Origin of the sequence: Nesterenkonia aurantiaca (assembly GCF_004364585.1) — a bacterium.
In the GTDB taxonomy this organism is placed as follows: Bacteria; Actinomycetota; Actinomycetes; order Actinomycetales; family Micrococcaceae; genus Nesterenkonia; species Nesterenkonia aurantiaca.
The window spans coordinates 133103-159368 of the sequence record NZ_SOAN01000004.1; the positions used below are offsets into that span (position 1 = coordinate 133103).

The 26266-nt window shown below is 66.1% G+C and carries 23 protein-coding genes; 6 read left to right on the plus strand and 17 right to left on the minus strand.

Annotated features, from left to right (window positions below):
* Positions 1-4 precede the first annotated feature (4 nt).
* Together EV640_RS06570 and ileS are read right to left on the minus strand one after the other, a co-directional pair.
* Positions 5-1381 (minus strand): bifunctional folylpolyglutamate synthase/dihydrofolate synthase, encoded by a 1377-nt coding sequence (locus EV640_RS06570; RefSeq protein WP_036476393.1) that lies wholly within the window; start codon positions 1379-1381, stop codon positions 5-7.
* Positions 1378-4722 carry an isoleucine--tRNA ligase gene (gene ileS / locus EV640_RS06575; protein ID WP_133726125.1) on the minus strand — a complete coding sequence of 1115 codons (3345 nt, stop codon included), beginning with the start codon at positions 4720-4722 and terminating at the stop codon, positions 1378-1380. The genes EV640_RS06570 and ileS overlap by 4 nt, the downstream gene beginning before the upstream one ends.
* A gap of 633 nt (positions 4723-5355) precedes the next feature.
* Between ileS and EV640_RS06580 the strand changes: the two genes are divergently transcribed.
* The 3 genes from EV640_RS06580 to EV640_RS06585 all read left to right on the plus strand — a co-directional run bounded on the left by EV640_RS06580 (position 5356) and on the right by EV640_RS06585 (position 8069).
* Positions 5356-7083, plus strand: coding sequence for a sodium:solute symporter family protein (locus tag EV640_RS06580; RefSeq protein WP_036476395.1), 1728 nt, complete (start codon positions 5356-5358; stop codon positions 7081-7083).
* Positions 7080-7211 (plus strand): putative transporter small subunit, encoded by a 132-nt coding sequence (locus EV640_RS13840; RefSeq protein WP_036476397.1) that lies wholly within the window; start codon positions 7080-7082, stop codon positions 7209-7211. The genes EV640_RS06580 and EV640_RS13840 overlap by 4 nt, the downstream gene beginning before the upstream one ends.
* Before the next feature lie 150 nt (positions 7212-7361).
* Complete coding sequence (locus tag EV640_RS06585; RefSeq protein ID WP_036476399.1) at positions 7362-8069, plus strand: MgtC/SapB family protein; 708 nt, start codon at positions 7362-7364, stop codon at positions 8067-8069.
* 105 nt (positions 8070-8174) lie between these two features.
* On the opposite strand, the gene valS is transcribed toward EV640_RS06585, so the two are convergent.
* Positions 8175-10862 (minus strand): valine--tRNA ligase, encoded by a 2688-nt coding sequence (gene valS / locus EV640_RS06590; RefSeq protein WP_036476545.1) that lies wholly within the window; start codon positions 10860-10862, stop codon positions 8175-8177.
* 81 nt (positions 10863-10943) lie between these two features.
* On the opposite strand from valS, the gene EV640_RS06595 reads away from it, so the two are divergent.
* Positions 10944-11708: an SDR family oxidoreductase gene (locus EV640_RS06595; RefSeq protein WP_036476401.1), complete on the plus strand. Its 765-nt coding sequence runs from the start codon at positions 10944-10946 to the stop codon at positions 11706-11708.
* A gap of 114 nt (positions 11709-11822) precedes the next feature.
* Here EV640_RS06595 and EV640_RS06600 read toward each other — a convergent pair whose 3' ends face one another.
* Together EV640_RS06600 and EV640_RS06605 are read right to left on the minus strand one after the other, a co-directional pair.
* Positions 11823-12425, minus strand: coding sequence for a mycothiol-dependent nitroreductase Rv2466c family protein (locus tag EV640_RS06600; RefSeq protein ID WP_036476403.1), 603 nt, complete (start codon positions 12423-12425; stop codon positions 11823-11825).
* Between the two features lie 204 nt (positions 12426-12629).
* Complete coding sequence (locus EV640_RS06605) at positions 12630-14078, minus strand: mycothione reductase (RefSeq protein WP_036476405.1); 1449 nt, start codon at positions 14076-14078, stop codon at positions 12630-12632.
* A gap of 162 nt (positions 14079-14240) precedes the next feature.
* Between EV640_RS06605 and EV640_RS06610 the strand changes: the two genes are divergently transcribed.
* Both EV640_RS06610 and EV640_RS06615 read left to right on the plus strand, forming a co-directional pair.
* Positions 14241-14570, plus strand: coding sequence for a putative quinol monooxygenase (locus EV640_RS06610; protein WP_036476407.1), 330 nt, complete (start codon positions 14241-14243; stop codon positions 14568-14570).
* Positions 14571-14635: 65 nt separating this feature from the next.
* Positions 14636-15421 carry a ParA family protein gene (locus tag EV640_RS06615; protein ID WP_036476546.1) on the plus strand — a complete coding sequence of 262 codons (786 nt, stop codon included), beginning with the start codon at positions 14636-14638 and terminating at the stop codon, positions 15419-15421.
* A gap of 107 nt (positions 15422-15528) precedes the next feature.
* On the opposite strand, the gene EV640_RS06620 is transcribed toward EV640_RS06615, so the two are convergent.
* The 12 genes from EV640_RS06620 to EV640_RS06675 form a co-directional block, all read right to left on the minus strand.
* Entirely contained in the window at positions 15529-16134 is a 606-nt protein-coding gene (locus EV640_RS06620; RefSeq protein ID WP_051501304.1) for a MerR family transcriptional regulator, read from the minus strand.
* A 194-nt stretch (positions 16135-16328) separates the two neighbouring features.
* Entirely contained in the window at positions 16329-16832 is a 504-nt protein-coding gene (locus EV640_RS06625; RefSeq protein WP_133726126.1) for a bifunctional nuclease family protein, read from the minus strand.
* 14 nt (positions 16833-16846) lie between these two features.
* Positions 16847-17605, minus strand: a complete 759-nt coding sequence (gene ftsR / locus EV640_RS06630; protein ID WP_036476409.1) for a transcriptional regulator FtsR — start codon at positions 17603-17605, stop codon at positions 16847-16849.
* A gap of 91 nt (positions 17606-17696) precedes the next feature.
* On the minus strand, positions 17697-18140 hold the full coding sequence (locus tag EV640_RS06635) for an FHA domain-containing protein (RefSeq protein ID WP_036476411.1): 444 nt from the start codon (positions 18138-18140) through the stop codon (positions 17697-17699).
* A 36-nt stretch (positions 18141-18176) separates the two neighbouring features.
* A complete protein-coding gene (gcvH, locus tag EV640_RS06640; RefSeq protein WP_036476413.1) occupies positions 18177-18563 on the minus strand; it encodes a glycine cleavage system protein GcvH in 387 nt (128 codons plus the stop codon).
* 164 nt (positions 18564-18727) lie between these two features.
* Positions 18728-19975, minus strand: a complete 1248-nt coding sequence (locus EV640_RS06645; RefSeq protein WP_036476416.1) for an ABC transporter ATP-binding protein — start codon at positions 19973-19975, stop codon at positions 18728-18730.
* Between the two features lie 21 nt (positions 19976-19996).
* Complete coding sequence (locus EV640_RS06650; protein ID WP_036476418.1) at positions 19997-20848, minus strand: carbohydrate ABC transporter permease; 852 nt, start codon at positions 20846-20848, stop codon at positions 19997-19999.
* 2 nt (positions 20849-20850) lie between these two features.
* Entirely contained in the window at positions 20851-21858 is a 1008-nt protein-coding gene (locus EV640_RS06655; protein WP_051501305.1) for a carbohydrate ABC transporter permease, read from the minus strand.
* Complete coding sequence (locus tag EV640_RS06660; protein WP_036476419.1) at positions 21855-23165, minus strand: extracellular solute-binding protein; 1311 nt, start codon at positions 23163-23165, stop codon at positions 21855-21857. Before EV640_RS06660 ends, EV640_RS06655 begins: the two co-directional genes overlap by 4 nt.
* A gap of 135 nt (positions 23166-23300) precedes the next feature.
* Complete coding sequence (clpX, locus tag EV640_RS06665) at positions 23301-24593, minus strand: ATP-dependent Clp protease ATP-binding subunit ClpX (RefSeq protein WP_133726127.1); 1293 nt, start codon at positions 24591-24593, stop codon at positions 23301-23303.
* A 124-nt stretch (positions 24594-24717) separates the two neighbouring features.
* Positions 24718-25386 carry an ATP-dependent Clp protease proteolytic subunit gene (locus EV640_RS06670; RefSeq protein ID WP_036476420.1) on the minus strand — a complete coding sequence of 223 codons (669 nt, stop codon included), beginning with the start codon at positions 25384-25386 and terminating at the stop codon, positions 24718-24720.
* Between the two features lie 65 nt (positions 25387-25451).
* Complete coding sequence (locus EV640_RS06675) at positions 25452-26060, minus strand: ATP-dependent Clp protease proteolytic subunit (RefSeq protein WP_036476421.1); 609 nt, start codon at positions 26058-26060, stop codon at positions 25452-25454.
* Positions 26061-26266: the final 206 nt, after the last annotated feature.

Consider the following 26266-nt stretch of genomic DNA (forward strand, 5'->3'; position numbering starts at 1 on the left):
TGTCTCATATGCCTTCGGGGGCGCCCAGCAGTGTCCGGGCCTCCCCCACCAGGGTGATCGAGCCGGTGATCAGCACCCCGCCGATCAGGCCGGGGTCGGCCTCATCGGCGCGTCCGACCGCCCAGTCGATCGCGTCGTCGAGGCGTTCGGTGACGTAGATGTCCTGCTCGGCGTAGCCGATGTCGAGCGCGAGGCTTCCGAGCTGCCCGGCGGGGATGGCCCGCGGCGAGGTGGACTGGGTGAAGCAGATGTCCTCGACCAGTCCCTCATACTCCTTGTACAGCGCAGTGAGCATCTCGCGGGCGTCCTTGTCCTGCAGGATCCCGACCACCAGCACCAGACGGGAGAGCCCGAAGCTCTCCTTCAGCGCCTGTGCGCTGGCAGTGACCCCCGCAGGGTTGTGCGCGGCGTCGACGATGATGCTGGGACCGGTGCGCAGCGTCTCCAGTCGACCCGGGGCGCTGATGTTCTCCGCGGCCAGGCGCAGGTTCTCGATGTTGAGCTCCTGGTCTCCCCCGCCGATGAAGGCCTCCAGCGCGGCCACCGCCACGGCGAAGTTCTGCGCCTGATGCGCCCCATGCAGGGGCAGCAGGATGTCCGGGTAGCGTCCCGCGAGCCCGGTGACGCTCAGCTGCTGGCCGCCCACTCCGGGGACCCGGGATTCGACGCCGAACTCCACACCTTCGAAGCGGTAGGGCACGTTCTTCTCCCGCGCCTCGGCGAGCAGCACATCGGCGGCGGCCGGCACCTGGGCGGCGGAGATCAGGAACCCGTCGGTCTTGATGATGCCGGCCTTCTCCAGGGCGATGTCACGCTCATCATCGCCGAGCAGGTCGGTGTGGTCCAGGCTGATCGGAGTGATCACGCTGACCGAACCGTCGGCCACATTCGTGGCGTCGGTGATGCCGCCGAGGCCGACCTCCAGGACCATGACGTCTACCGGGGCGTCGGCGAAGACCGCGAAGGCCAGGATGGTGACGCATTCGAAGTAGGTCAGCGGCACCTCGCCGCGCTCGGCGAGCTTGGCATCGACCAGGCTGATGAACGGGCGCACCTCGTCCCAGATCCGCACGAAGGTGCCGTCCTCCACCGGCTGCCCGTCGAGGCAGATCCGTTCGGTCACCGAGTTCAGGTGCGGAGAGGTGTAGCGCCCGACCCGCAGATCGTGGGCCAGCAGCCCGGCCTCGATCATCCGTGCCGTGGAGGTCTTGCCGTTGGTGCCGGTGATGTGGATGACCGGCGCGGTCCTGTTCGGCTCCCCCAGCAGATCCATGGCTTCGATCATGGGCTGCATCCGCGGTTCCATCTTGTTCTCCGGGGCGCGCGAGAGCAGCTCCGCGTAGACGCTGGCCACTGAGAACTGATCCAGTTCCTCGCTCATGCTCGAGCTCCTTCGACGACGGACACATGGATGCTCGGTTCGGGTGCAGTCTCGCAGGGAACCGGGTGCAGATCCACCGTGAGGGTCTCCTCGCAGACAAGCTGCCTGTGGGCCTGAAGCGCTTCCACGATGGCCGGTGAGGCGGTGACCGTGGTCTCGATCCGGTCCGAGACCTGGAGATCGGCGTCCTTGCGGGCCTGCTGGATGCTGCGGATCAGATCCCGGGCGGTGCCCTCCTTGATCAGCTCCTCGCTGAGCTCGGTGTCGAGCACCAGGAACCCTCCGGTGCCGTCCAGGACCGTGACCGCCTTCTCGCTCAGCTGTTCCGACACCGTGGTGCTCAGCGTGTACTCGCCCTCGAAGAGCTCGAGGCCTCCGGCGGTGACCACACCATCGGCCACCGACCAGTCACCGGACTTCGCACCCTTGATCGCCTGCTGGACCTGTTTGCCCAGCCGGGGGCCGACGGCGCGGGCGTTGACCACCAGCTGCTGCCCGATCCCCCAATCCGCGGCATCGGTCTGCGCGGCGTCGAGCAGCTGGACCTCTTTGAGGTTCAGCTCATCGGCGATGATCTGTTGGTAGGTGCCTTCCAGCGCCGGGGCCTGCGGCACGGCCACAGTGAGCGTGGCCAGCGGCTGGCGCACCCGCAGGTTCGCCTGCTTGCGCAGCGAGGACCCGGCCGAGCTGACCAGACGGGTGAGCTCCATCAGCTCCACGGCGCGCTCGTCGCTCAGGTAGTCCTCCGGGTCCGGCCAGTCGGCCAGGTGCACCGAGCGGCCCCCGGTCAGGCCGCGCCAGATCTCCTCGCTGATCATGGGCAGCAGCGGGGCAGCCACCCGGGCGAAGGTCTCGAGCACCGTGTAGAGCACATCGTAGGCGGCAAAATCCTCGGCGTAGAACCGGGCTCGAGAACGTCGGATGTACCAGTTGGTGAGCGTGTCGGAGAACCGGCGCAGCGACTCGCACGCGTCGGAGACGTCGTAGGCGTCCAGCGAGGCGGTGACCTCACGGACCAGATCACCGGTGGCGGCGAGGATGTAGCGGTCCAGCGGGCTGGCCACGTCCTCCGCGCCCACGGACTTCGCCTGATAGCCGGCGCCCTGGTTGGCGGTGTTGGCGTAGAGCCCGAAGAAATGCCAGGCGTTCCACATCGGCAGCAGCACCTGGCGGACGCTCTCGCGGATCCCCTCCTCGGTGACCACCAGGTTGCCGCCGCGCAGGATCGGCGAGGACATCAGGAACCAGCGCATCGCGTCGGAGCCGTCTCGGTCCAGGACCTCGGAGACATCCGGGTAGTTCTGCAGCGACTTGGACATCTTCTGCCCGTCTGAGCCCAGCACGATCCCGTGGCTGATCACGTTGGTGAAGGCCGGGCGGTCGAAGAGCGCGGTGGCCAGCACGTGCATGGTGTAGAACCAGCCGCGGGTCTGCCCGATGTACTCCACGATGAAGTCGGCCGGGTGGTGATCGGCGAACCACTGTGCGTTCTCGAAGGGGTAGTGGACCTGGGCGAACTGCATCGACCCGGAGTCGAACCAGACGTCCAGGACGTCCTCGACCCGGCGCATGGTGGACTTCCCCGTGGGGTCATCGGGGTTCGGCCGGGTCAGCGCGTCGATCCAGGGCCGGTGCAGGTCCGGCTCGCCCTCGGCGTTGCGCGGGTAGTCACCGAAGGCCTCTTTGAGCTCCTCCAGCGAGCCGTAGACCTCGGTGCGCGGGTGCTCGGGGTCATCGGAGACCCAGACCGGCAGTGGGCTTCCCCAGTAGCGGTTGCGCGAGATCGACCAGTCACGGGCGTTCTCGAGCCATTTGCCGAACTGGCCGTGCTTGACGTTGCCCGGGATCCAGTTGATCTGTTCGTTGAGTTCGAGCATCCGCTCCTTGACCTGGGTGACCGCCACGTACCAGGAGGTCACCGCCTTGTAGATCAGGGGGGTGCGGCAGCGCCAGCAGTGCGGGTAGGAGTGCACATAAGACGCCTCACGGACCAGCCGGCCGGAGGCCTTGAGCTCGTTGATGATGGTGCGGTTGGCCTCGAAGACCTGGAGGCCGGCGATCTCGGCCAGCGGGGTCTCACCAGTCGGCGTGGGCTGGGCGAACATCGGCAGGAACCGGGCGCCCTCGTCCACCGAGAGGATCACCGGGATCCCCGCCTGCTCGGAGGAGCGCTGATCCTCTTCACCGTAGGCCGAGGCCTGGTGGACCAGCCCGGTGCCATCGGTGGTGGTGACGTAGTCCTCCACCAGCACCCGGAAGGCGTGCTGCGTACCCCAGGTCTCGGTATCTGTGTAGTAGTCCCACAGCGGCGCGTACTCGATGCCAGCCAGCTCGGTGCCCTGGTAGCGGGCGACGACGGCGGCGGCTGCGGCCTCAGCGGCGGTGGTCACCTCGGCGTCGGTGACCTCAGCGTCGGTGAAGCCCAGGTCCGTGGCGTAGGCGCCGAGCAGCTCGGCGGCGATCAGATGCCGGCCGGGAAGCGGCGAATCGGCGGGCGCCTGGACGACCACGTATTCCACCTCGGGCCCGACGGCCACGGAGAAGTTCGTCGGCAGTGTCCAGGGAGTGGTGGTCCAGGCGAGCAGATTGACCCCGGCCAGGGCGTCACCGTGGGCGCCGCCGCCGGTGATCGGGAAGGCCACGGTGACCGAGGGGTCCTGACGATCCTTGTAGACGTCGTCATCCATCCGCAGCTCATGGTTGGACAGCGGGGTCTCGTCCTTCCAGCAGTAGGGAAGCACGCGGAAGCCCTGGTAGGTCAGGCCCTTCTCGTGCAGCTGCTTGAAGGCCCAGATGACCGACTCCATATAGTCGACGTTGAGCGTCTTGTAGTCGTTCTCGAAGTCCACCCAGCGGGCCTGGCGGTGCACATAGGACTCCCATTCGCCGGTGTACCTCAGCACCGAGGCGCGGCAGGCGTCGTTGAACTTGTCCACCCCGAAGGCCTCGATCTCGGCCTTGTCCGTCATGCCGAGTTCCTTCATGGCGGTCAGCTCGGCAGGCAGCCCGTGGGTGTCCCAGCCGAAGCGCCGCTCCACCCGGGACCCGCGCTGGGTCTGGTATCGCGCCACGAGATCCTTGACGTAGCCGGTGAGCAGGTGACCATAGTGTGGCAGACCGTTGGCGAAGGGCGGACCATCGTAGAAGACGAATTCGTTGGCCTCACCCGAGGCGTCCTCGGTGGGCCGGTTCTCGATGGAGGCCTGGAAGGTGCCGTCCTTCTCCCACTGCGCCAACACGCGCTCTTCGATCCTCGGGAAGCGCGGAGAGGCGGGGATCCGGCGCGCACCGGAGTCGGCGGCTGATGCGCGGGGATACACGGGAGAGTTGTTCTCGGTCATGGAGGTCCGTCCTGCTGTGGTGCTGAGCGATGGTCTGACGCACTCACAAGGACGCCTGCCGGGCGCGGTACCACCTTGCTTGCCCCACGCCTGACGCTCCTGCCCCTTGGAGGAGCTGGGGCGCGCCGCCGTCGGGCCACTCCATGACTGCTGTGACGGGCTTACCCGTCCGGCTCTACTGAGGCGCTGCGGCGGTGGTGCCGCGGGCCGGTTCTCCCGGAAGCTCACCGGTGATGGCCGGGTCAAAGCTGCTGGGGTTCAGTCTACTGGGTCCGTGCGTGCGGGGCCATACGAGGCCCTGTCGGGCGGGCTGTCCCGCCCGAGGCTGCCGGTCAGGCGAGAAAAGCGATGTGTTACGGTCTACTGCTTGTGGCCTGGTTCACCCCCTTTGATGAGTGAGGGTGGGCTCGGCCCGGCATGAGGGGAACACCGTCGCGCGCCGCCTGCCCGAGCTCCGCCGAGGCTGAGAACCAGCCCGCGTCATGAGCCGAGAGCCCGGCCACGGATCCGCAGCAGCAAGAAGCAGCGTCTGACAGACGCCTGCACGACTGCGCCCAAAAATGCCTATACACAACGGTGCCGCGGCATCTGAAGATGCGAGACGACTGATACTCAACGAGGGGAACATACAACGTGAACGAATCAAGCGCAGTCCAGTTCGGCGCCATCACGGTGGTGCTGCTTCTGGTGGCCTTCTACGGGGGGACTTACCTGGTCTCACACCGGATCAGGAAGAAGAAGGAGAACGCTGACCAGTACATGACCGCCGGCAACAAGATCGGCTTCGGCATCTCGGCGGCATCGATGACCGCCACCTGGATCTGGGCGTCTTCCATGTATGCCTCCGCCGAGGCCGGGTACACCTACGGAATCTCCGGGCCCATCCACTATGGACTCTGGGGGGCGCTGATGATCCTGTTCATCTACCCCTTCGGCAAGCGGATCCGCGCAGTGGCCCCGAAGGCGCACAGCATCGCGGAGGTGATGCATGCTCGGCACGGCCGTTCCAGCCAGCTGATGCTCGCCGGTTCCAACGTGGTGGGCAGCTTGATCTCGCTGATGTCGAACTTCATCGCCGGTGGCGTGCTGATCGCGATGCTCTCACCGTTCACGTTCATCCAGGGTGTGCTCACCGTGGCCGCCGGAGTGCTGCTCTACACGCTGTGGTCAGGTTTCCGCGCCTCGGTGCTCACCGATTTCATCCAGGTCATGGCCATGTTCGGGGCGGTGGCGGTGATCATCCCGTTCATCTTCTTCGCCGCGGACTTTCCCGCCGCCTTCGAGACCGGCGCGCAGAACCTCACCTCCGAGCAGCAGAGCTTCTTCTCCAGCGAGGCGTTCCTCAATCAAGGCGCGCCCTACATCGCGGCGGTGCTCGCCTACGCGATCGGCAACCAGACCATCGCGCAGCGACTCTTCGCGGTGCGCGAGGATCTGATCAAGCCGACCTTCATCACCGCGACCATCGGCTATGGCGCGATGGTCATCGGTGTGGGCATGTTCGGTGTGATGGCCCTCTACCTGGGCTTCGAGCCCACCGGCGGCGATGTCAACAACATCATCCCGGAGCTGGCGGCGAGCTATCTGCCTGCGGTGCTGCTGGCGGTCTTCTTCGTGATGATCATCGGAGCACTCTCCTCCACCGCGGATTCCGATCTCTCGGCGATGTCCTCGATCATGATGGCCGACGTCTACGGCCAGAACGTCGCCGGAAAGGCCAAGGCCAATCCGCGGACCATGCTGCTCGTGGGTCGGGTGACCATGCTGCTGGCTACCGCCGCGGCGGTGAGCTTCGCCAGCCTGCAGCTGAGCATCCTGGACCTGCTGGTGTTCGTGGGTGCCCTCTGGGGCGCGCTGGTGTTCCCGGTGCTGGCGAGCTTCTACTGGAAGAAGGTCACGAACAAGGCGTTCACCGTCTCGGTGCTCGCGGCGCTGGCCTGCTTCGTGCCGGTCCGATTCGAGTGGTTCCCGCTCACCGGCGTGGTCGGGATCATCGTGGACCTGTTCTCGGTGGTCGGCATCGCCGTGATTCTGGGCCTGATGTGCTTCGGCTTCTTCGGGGTCAAGGTGGCCAAGGTGGTGGCGGTGATCGCCGCGGTCGTCTCGGCACCCTTCGTCATCGGCTTCCTGCATGACTACGCCACGCTCAGCGCCTCGCTTCTCGCCTATGCCGTGAGCACCATCGTCTGCTGGGCGATGTCCGTGCGCGGCAGCGCCGAGTTCGACTTCGCGCTGATCGCGCAGCGGACCGGCGACTTCGACGACGACGCGGCAGCCAGCCCCGCAGCTTCCTCCAGCACGGCCGGAGCCGCCCCCGGTTCGGCCAGCCATGAATCGACAACAGTGGGAGACCCCCGATGAGCACCCTTGCGATGACCCTTTACACCCTGATGTGGCCCTTGATCGTCCTGGCGGTGATGGCCGTGATCGGCTACGCCTTCTTCGCCGATTGGAAGAAGGCCCGCGAGACCGGGCAGGACATCATCTAGGTCTGCGTCCGAGCCGCCCCGCGGTGGCCGCTCTCAGCGAGAGCTGAATCTCGGCGGGCTGAATCTCGGCGGGCTGTCCCGGGTGTCGGTAGGGCTGTCCCGGGTGTCGGTGGGGTTATAGGCTGATGTGGGATCTTCAGAGGAGGGGCGATGAGCATCGATGTCTGGCCGGAGACGGCACCGACCCAGATTCTGCTCCTGACCCTGGCCTTCCTGATGTCGGCGGCGATCGGGATCGAGCGTGACATCCGGCAGAAGTCCGCCGGTGCACGCACCCACATCCTGGTCGGCATGGGCTCAGCCCTGTTCACCCTGGTCTCCGCCTACGGCTTCTCGCATCTGATCGGCGGGGACGTGGTCCTGGACCCCTCCCGGATCGCCGCGCAGATCGTGAGTGGGATCGGCTTCATCGGTGCCGGGGTGATCTTCGTCCGGCAGAACGTGGTCTCGGGGCTGACCACCGCGGCTTCGATCTGGGTGACGGCCGCCGTCGGCATGGCCTGCGGCGCCGGGATGCCGGTGATCGCGGGACTCACGGTGGTCTTCTACCTGCTCTCGGTCACCCTGGTGACGAACCTGGTCCGCCGGCTCCCACGCCATGATCGCTCCGAGCATTACATCGTGCGCTACACCGACGGGCGTGGGATCCTGCGCGAGATCCTCGGGGCCGCCTCGCAATTGGGCTACGAGACCCGGCTGGTGCGCACCCGGAGACTCGCAGTCTCCGATGGGTTCGCTGTCGACGCCACCATGACCTTCACCCGCACCCAGCGTGTGGGCCGCGAGCAGCTCTTCGAGGCGCTCCAGGAGCTCGAGGGCGTCTTGGAGATCCGGACCGTCACGGAGGAGAACGACTGAGGCGGCAGCCCGCCCTGGTCAGAAAATCGGAGAGCTTCGCAAGAATCGTAGAGCTGCAGCCCGACGATCGGCTGCAGCTCTACGATTCCTTGACGCGCTGAGAGGTCAGACCTGGGCGGGCTGTTCCTCTTCGGCGAGCTCCACCTCGGTGACCACCACGGCCTGCGTGCCGTCGGTCTGCGCGCTCAGCTCCAGGGAGCGGGACCGGGTGGCCGCCTGGACGTCGGCGATGGCGGCGTCGATATGGGCCAGCGTCCGCTCGGGTGCGGAGACCTTGGCGGTGATCACCTCGGTGCGCTGCTTCACTTTGGCCTCGGACTTGACCTTGCGCAGACCGGAGAGCACCTGCGCCACGGAGTCCAGCATCCCGGCCGAGCCCTGCACGGACTCCAGCCCGGAGGTGGTCGGCCACTGGGTGGAGTGCACCGAGCCGTGGCGCCACCAGCGCCAGACCTCGTCGGTGACGAAGGGCAGCACAGGGGCGAAGAGCCGCAGCAGCGAATCCAGTGTGGTCGCCAGGGCTGCCAGCACCGAATCCTGGGCCGACTCACCGCGTGAGCCGTAGGCGCGGTCCTTGACCAGCTCCACGTAGTCGTCGGTGAAGGACCAGAAGAAGGACTCCACCAGCTGCAGCGCGCGGGCGTAGTCGTAGTCTGCGAAGTGCTTGGTCGCCTGGTCCACCACGGTGCGCAGCTCGGCGATCAGGGCGCGATCCAGAGCCTCGGTGAGGACCTGAGCTCCGGCGTCGTCGCGGATGATGTGGGCTTCGGTGACACCGAGGTTCAGCGCGAACTTCGAGGCGTTGAGCAGCTTGATCGCCAGGCGGCGCCCGATCTTCATCTGCGCCACCTCGTAGGCGGTGTCCGCGCCGAGCTTGGCCGAGGAGGCCCAGTAGCGCACCGCGTCGGAGCCGAACTGCTCCAGCGGCTCGGTGGGCACGACCACGTTGCCCTTGGACTTGGACATCTTCTTGCGATCCGGGTCCAGGATCCAGCCGGAGATCGCGGTGTTGGTCCACGGCACGGAGTCGTTGAGCGAGTTCGCGCGGACCGCCGAGGCGAAGAGCCAGGTGCGGATGATGTCGTGGCCCTGTGGGCGCAGATCGAAGGGGAACACCTTGTTGAAGAAGTCGTTGTCCTTCTCCCAGCGGCCTGCGATGTGCGGGGTGATCGCCGAGGTTGCCCAGGTGTCCAGGACGTCGGCCTCACCGATGAAGCCGCCGGCGACGCCGCGCTGGGACTCCTGGTATCCGGCGGGGACCTGCGAGGCCGGGTCCACCGGCAGCAGGGCCTCCTCGGGCAGCAGCGGGTGGTCGTAGTCGGGTTCGGCGTCGGCGTTCAGCGGGTACCAGACCGGGATCGGCACGCCGAAGAAGCGCTGCCGGGAGACCAGCCAGTCGCCGTTGAGCCCCTCCACCCAGTTCTCGTAGCGAGAGCGCATGAAGGTCGGGTGCCAGGAGATCTCCTTGCCGCGGGCGACCATCTTCTCGCGCCGGGCGGCGTCGCGGCCGCCGTTGCGGATGTACCACTGCCGGGAGGTGACGACCTCCAGCGGCTTGTCGCCCTTCTCATAGAAGTGCACCGCGTGAGTGATCTTCTTGGGCTCCCCCTCGAGCAGCTCGGCGGACTTGAGCAGCTCCACCACGGCCTCCTTGGCCGAATGCACGGTCTTGCCGGCGAGCTGTTCGTAGTTCGCCTGGCCCTCCGTGGAGCTGATCCACTCCGGGGCCTCGCGGGAGAATCGGCCGTCGCGGCCGATCAGCGCTCGGGTCGGCAGCTGCAGCTCGCGCCACCAGGTCACGTCGGTCATATCGCCGAAGGTGCAGATCATGGCCGCGCCGGAGCCCTTGTCCGGCTGCGCGAGTCCGTGCGCCTTGACCTCGACCTCCACGCCGAAGAGCGGGGAGATCGCGGTCTTGCCGAAGAGGTGCTGGTAGCGCTCATCATCGGGGTGCGCGACCAGCGCCACGCAGGAGGGCAGCAGCTCGGGCCGTGTGGTCTCGATGAAGACCTGTTCGCCGGTGTCCTTCACGGTGAAGGGGTAGCGATGATAGGCACCGGGGTGGTCCTTGAACTCGAGCTCGGCCTGGGCCACGGCCGTACGGAAGGTGATGTCCCACAGCGTCGGCGCCTGGGCGGTGTAGGCGTTGCCGGCGTGGATATCGCGCAGGAAAGCCCGCTGAGAGGCGGCGCGGGAGTCATCGTCGATGGTGCGGTAGGTCTGGCGCCAGTCCACCGAGAGGCCCAGCCGGGAGAAGAGATCCTCGAAGATCTTCTCGTCCTCCACGGTGAGGGTCTCGCACAGCTCGATGAAGTTCGCGCGGCTGATCGCGTCCCAGTCGCGCTGGTTCTTCGCCGGCTTCTCCGGCGGGGTGTAGTCCGGGTCGTAGGGCTGCGCCGGATCGCAGCGCACCCCGTAGTAGTTCTGCACCCGACGCTCGGTGGGCAGTCCGTTGTCGTCCCAGCCCAGCGGGTAGAAGACGTTCTTCCCAGTCATCCGCATGAAGCGCGCCATCACGTCGGTCTGCGTGTAGGAGAACATATGCCCCACGTGCAGCGAGCCGGAGGCGGTGGGCGGCGGAGTATCGATGGAGTAGACCTCGGCGCGCTCGGTGTCCTCGTTGAAGTGGTAGATCTCCTCGGCCTGCCAGGCGGCATGGAGCTTCTCCTCAAGGCCCTCCAGCGCCGGGCGGTCCGGGACCACGGGGGTCTTGTGCGCGGCGGCGCCCTGGGAGGTGTCTGCGGAAAGGGTCGCGGTGGCGGGCGCGTCTGTGCCCGGAGTCTGATCAGCCATGCTGGCCATTCTCTCACGACGCAAGTGTCACATACTGAACCACCGGTTCTCTCAGCGCACGCTGCTCACTAGGCTGTCTCCATGATCGACACTGATGCCTCCACCCGCAGCGCCATGGTCACCGGCGCCTCCTCCGGGATCGGCGCTGCCACCGCGCACCGACTCACCACCGAAGGCTGGCGGGTCTTCGCCGTCGCGAGGCGCACCGAGAAGCTCGAGAGCCTCGCCGAGCAGGAGGGGATCATCCCGATCATCTGCGACGTCACCGATCCGGAGCAGGTGGCCGCCGCTCTGGAAGAGGTCACCGCCGCCGGAGGGATCGACACCCTGATCAACAACGCCGGCGGGGCGCTGGGCATGGACCTGGTGGCCGAGGGCCGGCCCGAGGACTGGCGCTGGATGTATGAGGTCAACGTGCTCGGCGCGCTGAATGTGATCCAGGCCTTCATCCCGATGCTGCGCGCCCACGGCGAGGGAACGATCCTCACCGTCACCTCCACCGCTGGCATCACGGCTTACGAGGGTGGCGCCGGCTATAACGCGGCGAAGTTCGGAGAACATGCACTCACCGGGGCGCTGCGACTGGAAGAGGCCGAGCACAACATCCGGGTCATCGAGGTGCTGCCGGGCATGGTCGCCACCGAGGAGTTCACCGCGAAGCGTCTCCGTGGAGACGTGGCCGCCGCCGAGGCGGTCTACCGCGGGGTCAAGCGACCCCTGGTCGCCGAGGACATCGCCGAGGTGATCGCGGGCGCCGTCACGCTCCCCCACCATGTGAACCTGGATCAGGTCGTGGTCCGCCCGGTCGCCCAGGCGGCCCAGCACAAGGTGATCCGCGAGGACTGAGCACTCCCCCGGCCTGAGAACACCGGAAACGACGACGCCGGCGCGGGCTTCAAGCCCGTGCCGGCGTCGTCGTGTGGTGCCCTCTTATGAGGGCCCTCTGGGTGGGAGCCTCGATCAATCGAAGGCTGGGGACTCCGTGCGGGAGCGCTTGAGTTCGAAGAAGTACGGGAACTGAGCCAGTGCGACGGCGCCGTCGAAGACCTTGCCGGCGTCCTCGCCGCGCGGGATCCGGGTCAGGACGGGGCCGAAGAACGCGGTGCCCTGGAATGCGACGACCGGGGTGCCGACGTCCTGACCGACCAGGGAGATGCCCTTCTCGTGTGAGGCGCGCATCTCGGTGTCGTTCTTCTCCGTCTTGGCCTCGGCGAGCAGGTCCTCCTCCAGGCCGACGGCGCGCAGTGCGTTGCGCGTGGCCGCCTCGAAGTCCTTGTTGCCGTTGTTGTGGATCTCGGTGCCGGCGGCGGTGTAGAACTCTCCGACCTTGTCCTCGCCGTGCTTCAGCGCCACGGCGGTGGCGGTGCGGGCCGGGATCCAGCGGGCGAGCTGCTCGGGGTCCTCGGCCGGTGCGGGGTTCTTGGCCTCGTTGAGCACACCGAGGCTCATCACGTTCCAGTGCACCTCGATGTCACGGACCTTCTCGGCCTCCAGGATCCAGCGTGATGTCACCCAGGCGAAGGGGCACAGTGGGTCGAACCAGAAATCAACGCGTTCTGCCATGGAAAGCTCCTCTCGGCGCGGGACGATCGGTCTCCGCGCACGGTTCAGTGGTGTTCGGGCCAGCCGCAGCGCTGCTCAGTGGAGCGTGCGGCTGGTGCTTCTTCTCCTGACAACCGGAGCGCCGCGAAATCCATTCCTGGCGCCGCGGCTCCGGCAGGGCAGCACGGCGAGGCACCTGCGGTGAGCGCTGAAGCTCCGCCAGGCTCAGAGCGGGGCGTCCTCCGGGATCGGGACCTCGAGGCCCAGCAGCGCATTCTCGGTGACCTCCATCAGGGCGGGATGGATCCAGTACTGTCCCCGAGCGGCCGTGTAGGCATCCTGGCCGAAGCTCATCGCCTGGATGATCGGCTGGATCAGGTTCGAGGCCTGGTAGCCCATGACGTGAGCGCCGAGGATCTGCCCGCTGCGGCGGTCCGCGATCACCTTGAAGATCCCCTCGCCGTCCTCCATCGCCCAGCCGTAGGCGGTGTCGCCGTATCGCTGGATCTTGGTGGTGAGGTTCTCCGCACCTACGGTCTCTGCGGCCTGGACCTCGGTGATTCCGACCTGGGCCATCTCTGGGAAGGAGAAGATCGCAGAGGGGATGGCCTCGTGCCGCGACGCGCGGATCCGGTCCGGGTGCTCCAGGTTGTGGGCGACCACCCGGGCCTCCTGGTTCGCGACATGCTTGAGCATCGCCTCGGAGCTGACGTCGCCCAGTGCGTAGAGACCCGCAACGGGTTCGCCCTGGCTGAGCACTCGCTGGTATTCATCCACCGTGAGGCGCCCGTCGGAGTGCACGTCGAGACCGACCTCTCGAGCACCGATCAGGTCGGTGTTCGGCATGCGACCGATGGCCACCAGGACCGCGTCCACATCCTGGTGCTCGACACGGCCGTCGGAGGTGACCAGCTCGACGCGCAGCCCCTCACCGTGCTCGGCGATCCGGGTCGCGGTGCGCTGGTAGTGCACCGTCCAGTTCTTCTCGGCCTCGGCCGAGAAGGCGGCGGAGATGTCGGCGTCCATGGCGGTCATCAGCCCCTGGCTGCGATTGACCTGAATGACCTCGGTGCCGAAGGCGGAGAACACCCCGGCGAACTCGCAGGCGATGTAGCCGCCGCCGATGATCAGCAGCTTCTCGGGCCGCTGCTCGATGCGCATGATGCTGTCAGAGGTGTGCACCCCAGGCAGGTCGATTCCGGGGACCTGCGGAAGCACCGGCCGGGAGCCGGCGGCGATGACCAGCTGGTCGGCCTCCGCGCGGACACCGGACTCAGAGACGAAGGCGAAGGGTGGCTGGCTGAAGTCCCCGGTGAGCGTGACCTGCTCCGTCACCAGGTCAACGTGGTCCAGCTCGACCTCGCGGTACTGCCGGCCGCCGGCAGAGATCGCGTCGATCCGGCCGAAGACCCGGTCACGCATCGCGGACCAGTCCACCTCGGTGGTCTCCTGGGTGACGTTGAGCCGGGCCGCTTCCACCGGCCCCCGGGCCAGCGCCGCCGGGCGGACGAACATCTTGGTCGGAATGCACCCCACGTTCAGGCAGGTGCCGCCGAAGGCCGCCGTGCTGCCGGAGCCCTTGTCCGCCAGGACCACGCGCTTGTCATCCCAGAAGGGTGTGATCAGGGAGTTCCCGGAGCCGGAACCGATGATGGAGAGGTCGTAGTGGGCCATGTGGCAATCCTAGACGCGACCGTCGGGTGATTCTTCCCAGCCCGGGCTCGGGGCCGTTTCGGGAATCCCTGGGCGCCCGGCTCGGTTGTCGTGGAAGACTCACCCGCGTCTGCGGCCTGTCGCCGCGGATGCCTCAACCCGACCCACACCAAGGAGCAGCCCATGATCCTCATCGTCGTGAAATTCCAGGTCAAGCCCGAGCTGGCAGACCAGTGGCCCGCCATCACCGCTGATTTCACCGAGGCCACCCGGGCCGAGCCCGGCAACAAGTGGTTCGACTGGTCCCGCAGCCTTCAGGACCCCAACGAATATGTGCTCATCGAAGCCTTCGACGACGACGCCGCTGGCCCGCACGTGGAATCGGCGCACTTCCAGCAGGCGGTCAGCTCAGACGGAGCCATGGCGCAGGCGCTGGTCTCCACCCCGAAGATCATCTCGCGCCAGATCGAGGGTGAGGGCTGGGAAGAGATGGGTGAGATGAAGATCAGCTGATCCATCCCTTCCTGCGCGGAGCGCCGGGGCAAGGATCACAGCAGATCATCCCTATGATGGGGAGCGTGCAGATCTTGAGTGTTTCCAGTCTGAAAGGCGGGGTCGGTAAGACCTCGGTCACTATGGGCCTTGCCTCGGCCGCCCTCCACCAGGGGGTGCGGACTCTCGTCGTCGACCTGGACCCGCACGCGGATTCCACCACCGGGCTGGCCGTCACCCGCGGCACCGGCACTGAGGCCGGGCAGCTGCTGCGCGATGCCAAGCGCACCACCCTGAGTGACCACGTGGTCCGCTCCGGCTGGCTGGACCTGCTCCCCGCAGAGCAGCGCTCCGAGGCGACACTGGACGTCGTCGTCGGCTCCGCGCTCTCGGCGGCCTTCGATCGTCCCGATATCCGGCCTCGCGATATGCGTCGACTCCGCATGATCCTCGATCGGGTCAGCGGCTATGACCTGGTGCTCATCGACTGCCCGCCCTCGTTGGCAGGTCTGACCCGAATCGGCTGGTCGGCATCGGACGGCGTGCTCCTTGTGGCTGAGCCGAGCCTGTTCTCCGTGGCCGGCACCGAGCGCACGATGCGTGCGATCCGGATGTTCTCCAACGAGTACGCACCGCAGCTGAAGTCCGCCGGCGTGGTGGTCAACCGTGCCCGTGCCGACTCCGCCGAGCACGAATACCGCCTGCTGGAGATGGAGCGGCTCTACAAGGACAAGCTGATGCTCCCGGTGCTGGAGGAGAACCCGTTCTGGCAGCAGATCCAGGGCGCGGCGTACCCGGTGCACCAGTGGCCCGGCGAACAGGTCAAGGACCTGGCGAAATCCTTCGACCAGCTGCTCAAGCAGCTGGTCTGACACAGCAGCTGGTCTGACACAGCAGCTGGTCTGACACAGCAGATAAGGACCGCTCCTCATCGAGGGGCGGTCCTTTTGCGTGTGCCCCGCGGGGCGAAGTCTGAGGGTTAGGAGGCTTGGGAGCGACGCGCTCTGAGCTGGGCGAGTTCATCTCCGGCTGAGCCGAAGGCCTCAAGCTCGGGAATGGCCTCGGGCTCGGTGCGCTCCCGTGGAAGCTCCACCAGGCTGGCTTCGACCTCGCGCCACACCCGGCCCACGGCGATGCCGAAGACTCCCTGTCCGCCCTGCACAAGGTCGATGACCTCGTCGGCGGAGGTGCATTCGTAGACCGAGGCGCCGTCCGACATCAGGGTGATCTGGGCGAGGTCATCGACGCCGCGTTCGCGCAGGTGTTCGATCGCGCTGCGGATCTGCTGCAGCGAGACACCGGTGTCCAGCAGACGCTTGACCACCTTGAGCACCAGTACGTCGCGGAAGGAATACAGTCGGGCCGAACCAGAGCCGGCGGCGTTGCGCATAGAGGGTTGCACCAGCTTGGTGCGCGCCCAGTAGTCCAGCTGACGATAGGTGATCCCTGCGGCGGCGCAGGCCACGGGCCCGCGGTAGCCGAGCTCCTCGTCCAGCTCAGGCCGACCGTCGCTGAACAGGGGCTGCTGGGCAGCTGCCTGCCCTGGCCGTACACGCTCGGTGCCCGCGTGCGATTCTGGACCCACCTGGTAGCCTCCTGAAGTGCCGGACTCCGCTGGGAAAGCCCCTACCCGGCGCCGCGAGAGCGGCGAGGAAGGCGCCTGCGAAGGCCTTGTCCCTTGACGGTATTGCCGCAGCCGCGCAGGGTCAAAGACATTTGAGTTTTACTCTACGGCGTGTCGCGAAGTTCCACCAGTGACGAGCTCGCATCGGCCCTGGTTCACTCGAAGTCACCCGGCTCGGCATCGTCGAGGAACCGGCGAAATTCCTTGATCTCGTCCTCGGAGATCGGACGCTGTCCCGTGGCTGCGGTGCGCGGTGTGATGCCCACCCGGGTGAGCATCTCGCGCTCCATGGTGACCAGACACTGCACCCGCACCGCCACGGCGATCGCATCGGAGGCGCGGGCGTCGAAGCTGCGGCCGCTGACCAGGGTGATGGTCCCTCGGTAGGTCGATGAGTCCAACATGCCGATCTCCACCGAGCGCACTCCCGAGCCGAGCCGAGTCATGACCTCGGCGAGCAGATCGTGGGTCATCGGGCGGGGTGGGATCTTCTTCTCCATGGCCATCGCGATGGCGTTGGCCTCAGCTGGTCCCACCAAGACGGCCACATGAAGATTGTCCAGGCCGGGTTCTGCGCCGCGGAGCACCACAACAGGCTGTTTCGATGGGAGCTCGATCCGAACACCCACGACATCCAGCGGCACAAGCTGGCTCTCCATGGTTCAAGTCTAGGTCAGTTCTTGTCCAACTGCTCCACTGAGGTGTCCATGATTGAGCCGCGCAGATCTTTGAGGCACTGGAGCATCTCCTTGGAGGACTCCGCGACTCGCGCCCGGGCGGCAGTGTCCCTGCGGGCAGCATGCGGGGCCATGGCGCGTGAGATCAGATCCAGCTCGTTGTCCGCGGAGCGGCGGATGTTGACCAGATGCTTCGGTTCGAGCCCATAGCGCGCCAGGACCCGGACCGCTTTGACGGCCTTGAGATCGTGGTGGCTGTAGTTGCCCTCCGCGTCGGCCGCGATGATCCGGAACTTCTCCAGCGTGTCGAGCATCCCGCGGGTGGCGCCGGAGTGGGCGCGCAGCTCCTTGCGCGACATCGGGCGAATTCGTCCGGTGATCTGGGCGGCCATCTCATCGGTGACTTCGCGGGGACCCACTGGGGCCGCCTGCGGCAGCGCCTCCGGGGTATCCCCGGAGTCGATGGCGTCCATGGTCTGTTTGATGACATCCAGCGGCATGTACCGGTCGCGCTGCAGCGCCAGGATGAAGCGGAGTCGCTCGACGTCGGCCGCGCAGTACTTCCGGTAGCCCGATGCGGTGCGGGCGGGTTCCACGAGATCGCGCTCTTCGAGGAAGCGCAGCTTCGATGCGGTGAGGTCGGGGAACTCGTTCTGCAGCTCGCGCAGAACCTCGGAGATGGTGAAGACATGCGTGGCGGCGCGCTCGGTGGGAGTCGCGGCCGGTTTCGGCTTCGACGCTGCTGAAGCACTCACTGCATGTCCTCTTTCGGGCTTTGGGGGCGAGACGAAATCATCCTCAGGATAACGTTTCCCTCCGGTCCGCCCTGGCATTGTGGATCACCGGTCAGTCGGATTCCTTGGATCCGGCATAGAAGGTCAGCCGGAACTTGCCGATCTGCACCTCATCGCCGGGCTTCAACGCGTACTCGTCTACGCGGTCGTGATTCACATACGTGCCGTTGAGGCTGCCGAGATCTCGAATCTGGAAGCCCAGTCCCTGCCGGGTCAGTTCGACGTGGCGCCGGGACACGGTGACGTCATCGAGGAAGATCCCTGCCTCAGGGTGCCTGCCGACGGTGGTCAGATCTTGGTCCAACAGGAAGCGCGCCCCCTGGTTTGCACCGCTGTGGGCGATCAGAAGCGCCGAGTTCCTGGGCAGCGCCGCGATGGCCTGCCTGTCATCTTCCGAGAGATGAGGCTCCCCTGCGTGCGCCTCTGCCGGCGGCAACGAGATGCTCGTCGTCTCCGCCGCACTTTGACCGTTGTCACGATTTCGCGTGCTCTCCACGTCGCCTCCTCTCGCCGGGCTGCCTGCTGGCGGCCTTCAGCCTACTTGGTTTTTGTAGTCCGCGGCACTGAGCAGAGTGTCTGCCGCTGCGGATTCTGCGAGCTTGATCTCGAACAGCCAGCCCGCCGCATAGGGGGCGGAGTTCACCGCTCCGGGATTCTCGTCGAGGTCCGTGTTGACGGACACGATCTCCCCCGCGACCGGGGCGAAGATGTCAGAGACCGACTTGGTGGATTCCACCTCGCCCACCACGTCGCCGGCTGCAACCGTCGCACCGACCTCAGGATGCTCCACGTAGACGACCTCGCCGAGGGCGTCCTGGGCGAAGTCGGTGATGCCCACGCGCACCACGAGTGAATCCTCGGTGGTCCCGATCCACTCGTGCTCGGCACTGTACTTGAACTCTTCGGGGACGGTGCTCATGGTGGCGCTCCAACTCTTCGGCCTGGTGTTGACTGCTCAGCCAGACGGTCGCCCCGCGGCGGCCTGCCCTGCTGAGCGTCAGGTCTGTCTTGTAAATAACTTAGCATCCCGGGCTCGCCGGGGGGTGTGACCGTGCAGGTCAGCGGCGAACGAACCCGCCCCGGTCAGGACTGCTTGGCGACGAACCGCTCGGCATCGCGCTTGCGGTCCTCGCGGGCCTCACGGGTGAGCTCCGCGCCAGCTTCCTCATCCCGGGTGAGGTTCTCACCGGTGCCCGGGTCGAAGAGGTGCATTCTGCGGGTGTCGAGCCAGAGCTCGGCGGTGTCCCCGCTGCGGAAGCGCGAGGTGGCATCGACCTCGACCACGAGCTGGGTGCGCAGCTCATCGGCGTCCATCTCCTCGGCGAGGTTGCGCAGCGTCTCCTGGACCCGCTCGTCGGTCTCGTAGGAGACATAGGCGTACTGCTCGTTGCCCATCCACTCGCTGTGGCTGATCTCCGCGGTGAAGGTCGTGCCCTTGGAGAGCTGCGCCTCGCTGAGCTGAGAGGCGTCGTCGAAGAACTCTGGACGGATCCCCGCCAGCACGATGTCACGGCCTGCGCCGGCCTTGGCCGCGCGGTCCGGGATCTCGATCTTGCCCAGCGGCGTGGAGAAGATGTTGCCCTCCACGGTGCCGGGCAGGAAGTTCATCGACGGTGAGCCGATGAATCCGGCGACGAAGAGGTTCGCGGGCTGCTCATAGAGCTCTCGCGGAGAGGCGATCTGCTGGAGCAGGCCCTTCTTCAGCACTGCTACCCGGTCCCCCAGGGTCATCGCCTCGGTCTGATCGTGGGTGACGTAGACGCTGGTGGTGTTGAGCTCGCGCTGGAGCCTGGCGATCTCGGCGCGCATCTGACCGCGCAGCTTGGCGTCGAGGTTCGAGAGCGGCTCATCGAAGAGGAAAGCGTCTGCCTCGCGGACGATGGCGCGGCCCATGGCCACGCGCTGCCGCTGACCGCCGGAGAGGTTCGCCGGCTTGCGCTCCAGGTGTTCGGTGAGCTCGAGCATGGTCGCCGCGTGGCGGACCTTCTCATCGATCTCTTCCTTGGTGAACTTCCCCTTGGTCAGCCGCATCGGGAACGCGATGTTCTCGTAGACGGTCAGGTGCGGGTAGAGCGCGTAGCTCTGGAACACCATGGCGAGGTTACGTTCGCGCGGGGCCTTCTCGTTCACGCGCTCCCCGCCGATGAGCAGGTCACCCTCGGTGATGTCTTCCAGGCCCACGATCATGCGCAGCAGCGTGGACTTTCCGCAGCCGGAGGGTCCCACCAGGATGATGAACTCGCCGTCCTCGATGTCGATGGAGATGTCATTGACGGCGGGGAAGCCGTCGTCGTATTTCTTGACGAGATTCTGAAGCGTGATGGATGACATTGCAGTGGAGTCCTTATCTACTCAGCCCTTGACGGCGCCCTGGGTCAGTCCGGAGACGATCTGGCGCTGGAACAGCAGCACCAGAACGACGACGGGGATGGTCACGATGATGGCGGCCGCGGAGATCGCGCCGGTGGGTTCCTCGAACTGCGAGGAACCGGTGAAGAAGGCCAGCGCCGCGGGCACCGGTCTGGCGGCCTCGGTGGAGGTCAGGGATATCCCGTAGACGAAGTCGTTCCAGGCGATGAAGAAAGCGATGATCGCGGTGGTGAACACGCCCGGCATGGCCAGCGGCACGATGGCCCGGCGGAAGGCCTGCCATTGGGTGGCGCCGTCCACCTGCGCGGCCTGCTCGAGGTCCCAGGGGATCTGCCGGAAGAACGCCGCCAGGGTCCAGATCGAGATCGGCAGGGTCAGTGACAGATACGGGATGATCAGACCGAGCCAGGTGTCGTAGAGCCCGATGTTGCGCCACAGGTTGAACAGCGGGGTCACCACGGAGATCACCGGGAAGATCGACACCGCCAAGGCGGTGCCCAGGATGATCTTCTTGCCCGGGAAGTTCAGCCGCGCGATGGCGTAGGCGCACAGCGTGGCCAGCACCACCGCGATGAACGTGGCGATCAGCGTGATGCCGATCGAGTTGCGGAAGGCGGTGAGGAACAGACCCTGGGCATCCCCGAAGAGGATCATCTCGTAGTTTTCCCAGGTCAGGCTGCTTGGCAGGAAGCTGGCATTGCCGAGGTCGGCCTGGGTCTTGAAGCTGGTGGCCAGGATCGCGGCCACGGGGAAGAGCGCGTATCCCATGACGACGATGGTGAGCGCCGTCCATCCGAGCCTCTGCTTGCCGGTGAGCTTGCCGTTGGAGGCCATCTCTACTTACCTCCCTTTGCATCGGTCCCGCTGGCGAGATCGACCTTGAAGAACTTGATCGCGATGACGCAGATCAGCAGGACGCAGGCGAACAAGATCACCGAGACGGCGGAGCCGAGTCCGATCTCGAGCCGCCCGATCGAGGTCCGATAGGCCAGCAGCGAGAGCACCTCGGTGCCGGCTGCGCCGTTGGTCATGATGAAGACGTTGTCGAATATTCGGAAGGCGTCGAGTGCGCGGAAGAGCACCGCGACCATGATGGCGGCCTTCATGTTGGGAAGGATGACCCGGGTCATCTGCTGCCGCCAGCTGGCACCGTCGACCTTGGAGGCCTCGACCAGCTCATCGGGGACCTGCGCGAGGCCGGCAAGGAGCAGCAGGGCGATGAACGGTGTGGTCTTCCAGATCTCCGAAGCCATGATCACCGTGATCGCGGTGCCGAAGTTCGCGAACCAGTCGAGGTCGCTGTCGATCCCGGGCACCCAGCCGAACCAGCTGTTCACGAAGCCGGAGTTGATGTCGAACATGTAGTACCAGGCGAAGGCGGAGACCACGGTGATGATGCCGTAGGGCACCAGGATCGCGGTGCGCAGCGCCCCACGGATCCGCAACAGAGCCTTATGCATCACCAGCGCCAGTCCGAACCCGAGGACCAGCTCCACAGCCACGGTGACCACGGTGACCAGCACCGTGACTCCCAGGGCAGACCAGAAGACTCCGGTGTCGGAGAGGATCGTCATGTAGTTCTGCAGGAACACGAAGGAGCGGTCATCCGGCGAGGTGAGCCGGAAGGAGAACAGCGAGTCGTAGATCGCCTGGGCGATCGGGTACGCGGTGACCGCGAGCATGATGAAGAAGGCAGGACCGGCGATCAGCCAGCCCAGGCGGGCCTCAGACTTCGCGCGGTTGGTCCGCTTCTTCCCGCTGCCGTTCTTACGGTCGGCAGTCCTGCCATGAGACGCGGCGGCTTCGCGCTTCTGCCGCCGCGAGGTTTCAGGTGCGGTTGTCACAGGAGACGCTCCCCTCTGAGCACTTCGACGATGAAGGCATCGGTCTGTGTGGGAGTCTGTTCTGCATTGACCCCCGAGATGGGTGTGAACTCCTGCTGGATCGCGGTGGAGATCTCGTTGTAGAAGGGAGTCTGAGGCCTCGGTGCTGCGTTCTCCAGCGCCTCTCGGATGGCATCGGCCATCGGGAAGTCGTCCTCGAGGGCCGGATCCTCGTAGGCGGCCTCCGAGGAGGGAGGGTTGCCGTTGGTGATGAAGTACTCGGTCTGGTTCTCCGGGGCCACGATGCACTCGATGGCCTCGAAGGCGAGCTCCTGGTTCTCGGAGTCGGCGCCCACGGCGAGGTTGATGCCGCCCAGCGGGGGTGCCGAGGCGGTGTCCTCGTCGACCCGGGGGTACTGCGCCCAGCCGATGTCATCGACGAGCTCGGACTCGACGGCGCCCTCCTCGGCGGCGGCGTTGGTCGCGGCCCAGACGAAGGGCCAGTTGACCATGAAGGACCCCTGATCTCGCTGGAACAGCAGCATCGACTGGTTCTCGTCCATGGACGCAACACCGGGGCCAGCCAAGCCCTCGGAGCCGATCATGCCGATGATCTCGGCGGCCCGCGACCCGGGTTCGGTGTCGAGGTTGGTCTGCAGGTCTGCGGCAGGCGCCTCGGGGTTGGCCAGGATCGACTCGCCCTGGGACTCTACGAGCGCGTTGAGCCAGACGGTCATGGACTCGGCTCGGATCCCCTGGACGCCGAGCAGCTTGTCCTGCTCGAGCGCGGTCTCGATGACCTGGTCCCAGGTGACCGGCTCGTCCATGTCGAGTCCGGCTTCCTCCACCACGGATTCGCGGTACCAGAGCAGCTGGGTGTTGGCCCAGAACGGGACGGTGACCAGTTCGTCGTTCCACATCGCCCCGGCGAGGGCACCCTCGAGGGTGTCTTCGGTGGTGCGTTCTGCGACGTCCTCCGGGACCGGGGCCAGGAACCCGGGCTCAGCGAGCTCCGGGATGAACGGCGGGTCCAGGGACATGATGTCCAGCGAGGAGTCGTTGGCCGCAAGACGCCGGGCCAGCTGCTCGCGCTGGGAGGGTGCGTCGGCGGGCAACAGCGAAGTCTGGATCGTGTAGGCGCCCTCAGCCTCCTCGGTGCAGAGCTGCGCCAGCGTGGCCTGTCCGCCGTCGTCCGGGTTGATGTACCAGGTGAGGACGGGGACGTCCTCACTGTCGGAGCAGCCGCTCAGCAGGATGGCTGCCGCGAGTGCGGTGCCGGCTGCTCGAACCGTCCGTCCCCTGCGCGGGGAACCTTGGGATTGACCCATGAATCTTCCACCTCTCGTCACCCGGCGCGGTGGCCCGATCACTTGATGTGGCCTAGGCCACGACGTGTGATCGAGCCTACACCCCAGCTCCTGTCCAGCAAATAGACAGGCTCCGAAAAGGGTGAAAAAGGCAGGTCAGGCGGACTTCTTGCGGAACTTCTTGGCTTCGGACAGGGTGACCAGTTCCGCCTCGGCACCCTCACGGACGACCGCCGCGGTGATGGTCACCGTGGCGACGTCATCGCGGGAGGGCAGCTCAAACATCACCGGCCCCAGCACGTTCTCCAGGATGGAGCGCAGACCGCGGGCACCGGTGCCGCGCAGCTCCGCCTGCTCCACCACGGCGCCGAGTGCCTCGGGAGTGAACTCGAGCTCGATCCCGTCGATGGAGAAGATCTTCTGGTACTGCTTCACGAGCGCGTTGCGGGGCTTGGTGAGGATGTCGGTGAGCGCGGCGGCGTCGAGCTGTTCGACGGTGGCGATCACCGGGAGCCGGCCGATCAGTTCAGGGATCAGTCCGAATTTGTGCAGGTCCTCCGGTTCGACGTCGGCGTAGCTGGCCTCGGTCTTGGTGATCGTGGACAGCGGGGCGCCGAAGCCGATGCCCTTGCGCCCGGCACGGGACTCGATGAGCTCCTCGAGCCCGGCGAAGGCCCCTGCGACGATGAACAGGATGTTGGAGGTGTCGATCTGGATGAACTCCTGCTGGGGGTGCTTGCGCCCGCCCTGCGGAGCCACCGAGGCCACGGTCCCTTCGAGGATCTTCAGCAGCGCCTGCTGAACTCCCTCGCCGGAGACGTCGCGCGTGATCGAGGGGTTCTCCGACTTGCGCGAGATCTTATCGATCTCGTCGATGTAGATGATGCCCTGCTCGGCCTTCTTGACGTCCCCGTCGGCGGCCTGGATCAGCTTCAGCAGGATGTTCTCCACGTCTTCACCGACGTAGCCGGCCTCGGTGAGGCTGGTCGCGTCGGCCACGATGAAGGGAACCTGGAGCTTCCGAGCCAGGGACTGCGCGAGGTAGGTCTTGCCGGAGCCGGTCGGGCCCACCATCATAATGTTGGACTTGCCGATCTCGACGTCGTCCAGCGGACCCTTCTCCAAGGAGGTGGTCTTCTTCGCCGAACCGGTGGCCTGGATGCGCTTGTAGTGGTTGTGCACCGCGACAGAGAGCGTGCGCTTGGCCTTGTCCTGCCCGATCACATACTCGTCGAGGAAATCGTAGATCTCGCGGGGTTTGGGCAGCTCGAAGTCATCGGGCTCCTGCACCTCATTGAGGTACTCCTCGATGATCTCGTTGCAGAGTTCGATGCACTCGTCGCAGATGTATACGCCGGGCCCGGCGATCAGCTTATAGCGGACCTGCTTCTGGCTCTTGCCGCAGAACGAGCACTTGAGCAGATCTGCACTCTCACCGATGCGTGCCATGGACGTTGAATCCCCTTAAGAACTGTTGTGCTTTTCGGCTCTAGCGTACTCCAGGGCACTGACACGTTCGGGGACGTCCCGAAGGAACGTCCCCGAACGGGTCGAGATCTTCAGCTCATGTGCCTCAGAGCGGAAGCTTGCGTGAGGCCAGCACCTCGTCCACCAGGCCATAGTCCTTGGCTCCGGCGGCGGAGAGGAACTTGTCACGGTCGATGTCCTCGGCGATCTCGTCCGGGGACTTCTTGGTGAGATCTCCCAGCACGTCTTCCATCCACGTGCGGATGCGGCGCACCTCATCGGCCTGGATCTGCAGATCCGTGGCGGTGCCGCGGGTGCCCCCCACGGCAGGCTGGTGGATCAGCACGCGTGCGTTCGGCAGCGCCAGGCGCTTGCCGGGCGTGCCTGCGGCCAGAAGCACCGCTGCGGCGGAGGCTGCCTGACCCAGGCAGACCGTCTGGATGTGCGGCCGGACGAACTGCATCGTGTCGTAGATGGCGGTCATCGCGGTGAACGAGCCGCCCGGGGAGTTGATGTAGAGCGTGATGTCGCGCTCGGAGTCCATCGACTCGAGCACGAGCAGCTGCGCCATGATGTCATCGGCCGAGGCGTCGTCGACCTGGCTGCCCAGGAAGACGATGCGATCCTCGAAGAGCTTCGCATACGGGTCCTGGCGCTTGAAGCCATAGGGCGTCCGCTCCTCGAAGGAGGGAAGGATGTAGCGCGAATCCGGCATGCCGGGGCCGCTGGGCTGAGCCGAGGGGAGGCCCTGTGCCGAAGGATCAAGTGGGTTCATGTCAGATGTGCTCCTGTGGTCCTGGTGCGAATCGTGGGCTGAAGGCGATCTGGTCCCGTCAGGGATCAGACTCCCCCGCCTCCGGAGACGGTGGAAGACCGCTGAGCGATCTTGTCGAAGAAGCCATACTCGAGGCCGTCCTCAGCGGTGAACCACTTGTCACGGGCGTTGTCCCGCAGGATCGTCTCGAGGCTCTGGCCGGTCTGCTCGGCGGTGAGCTCCGCCATGACCTGCTTCATGTGCTGGATCAGCTGCGCCTGGATCCGGACGTCAGACTCGGTGCCTCCGATGCCGCCCGAGGGCTGGTGCATCAGGATGCGCGCATGCGGGGTGGCGAAGCGCTTGCCCGGGGTGCCCGAAGAGAGCAGGAACTGTCCCATCGAGGCGGCGAGGCCGGTGGCGACGGTGACGATGTCGTTCGGGATGAACTTCATCGTGTCGTAGATCGCCATGCCCGCGGTGACGGATCCGCCCGGGGAGTTGATGTAGAGGTAGATGTCCTTCTCGGTGTCTTCAGCCGAGAGCAGGAGCAGCTGTGAGCAGATGGCGTTGGCGTTGTCGTCGCGGACCTCTGAACCGAGCCAGATGATCCGTTCTTTGAGCAGACGGTTGTAGATGTAGTCGTCGCGGGACGCGGGGTCCACGCTGGACATGCTCGGCAGGCTCTGGGTCATGGACTCATCCTCCACTGGTGGGTAAATCTGGGGTCGGCACTTGCAGTGCCCTCGGCAAGAACATTACTGGTTCCCCTGCTCCAGGTGAGCCCCTGACCCGGGACTGTTCGCTGTTGGCACACGGTTTCTACCAGCAGAGAACGCCTGGATGCACAGAAGGGCCCCACTTCACGTGTGAAGTGGGGCCCTTCTGTTGCTGCAGGCTG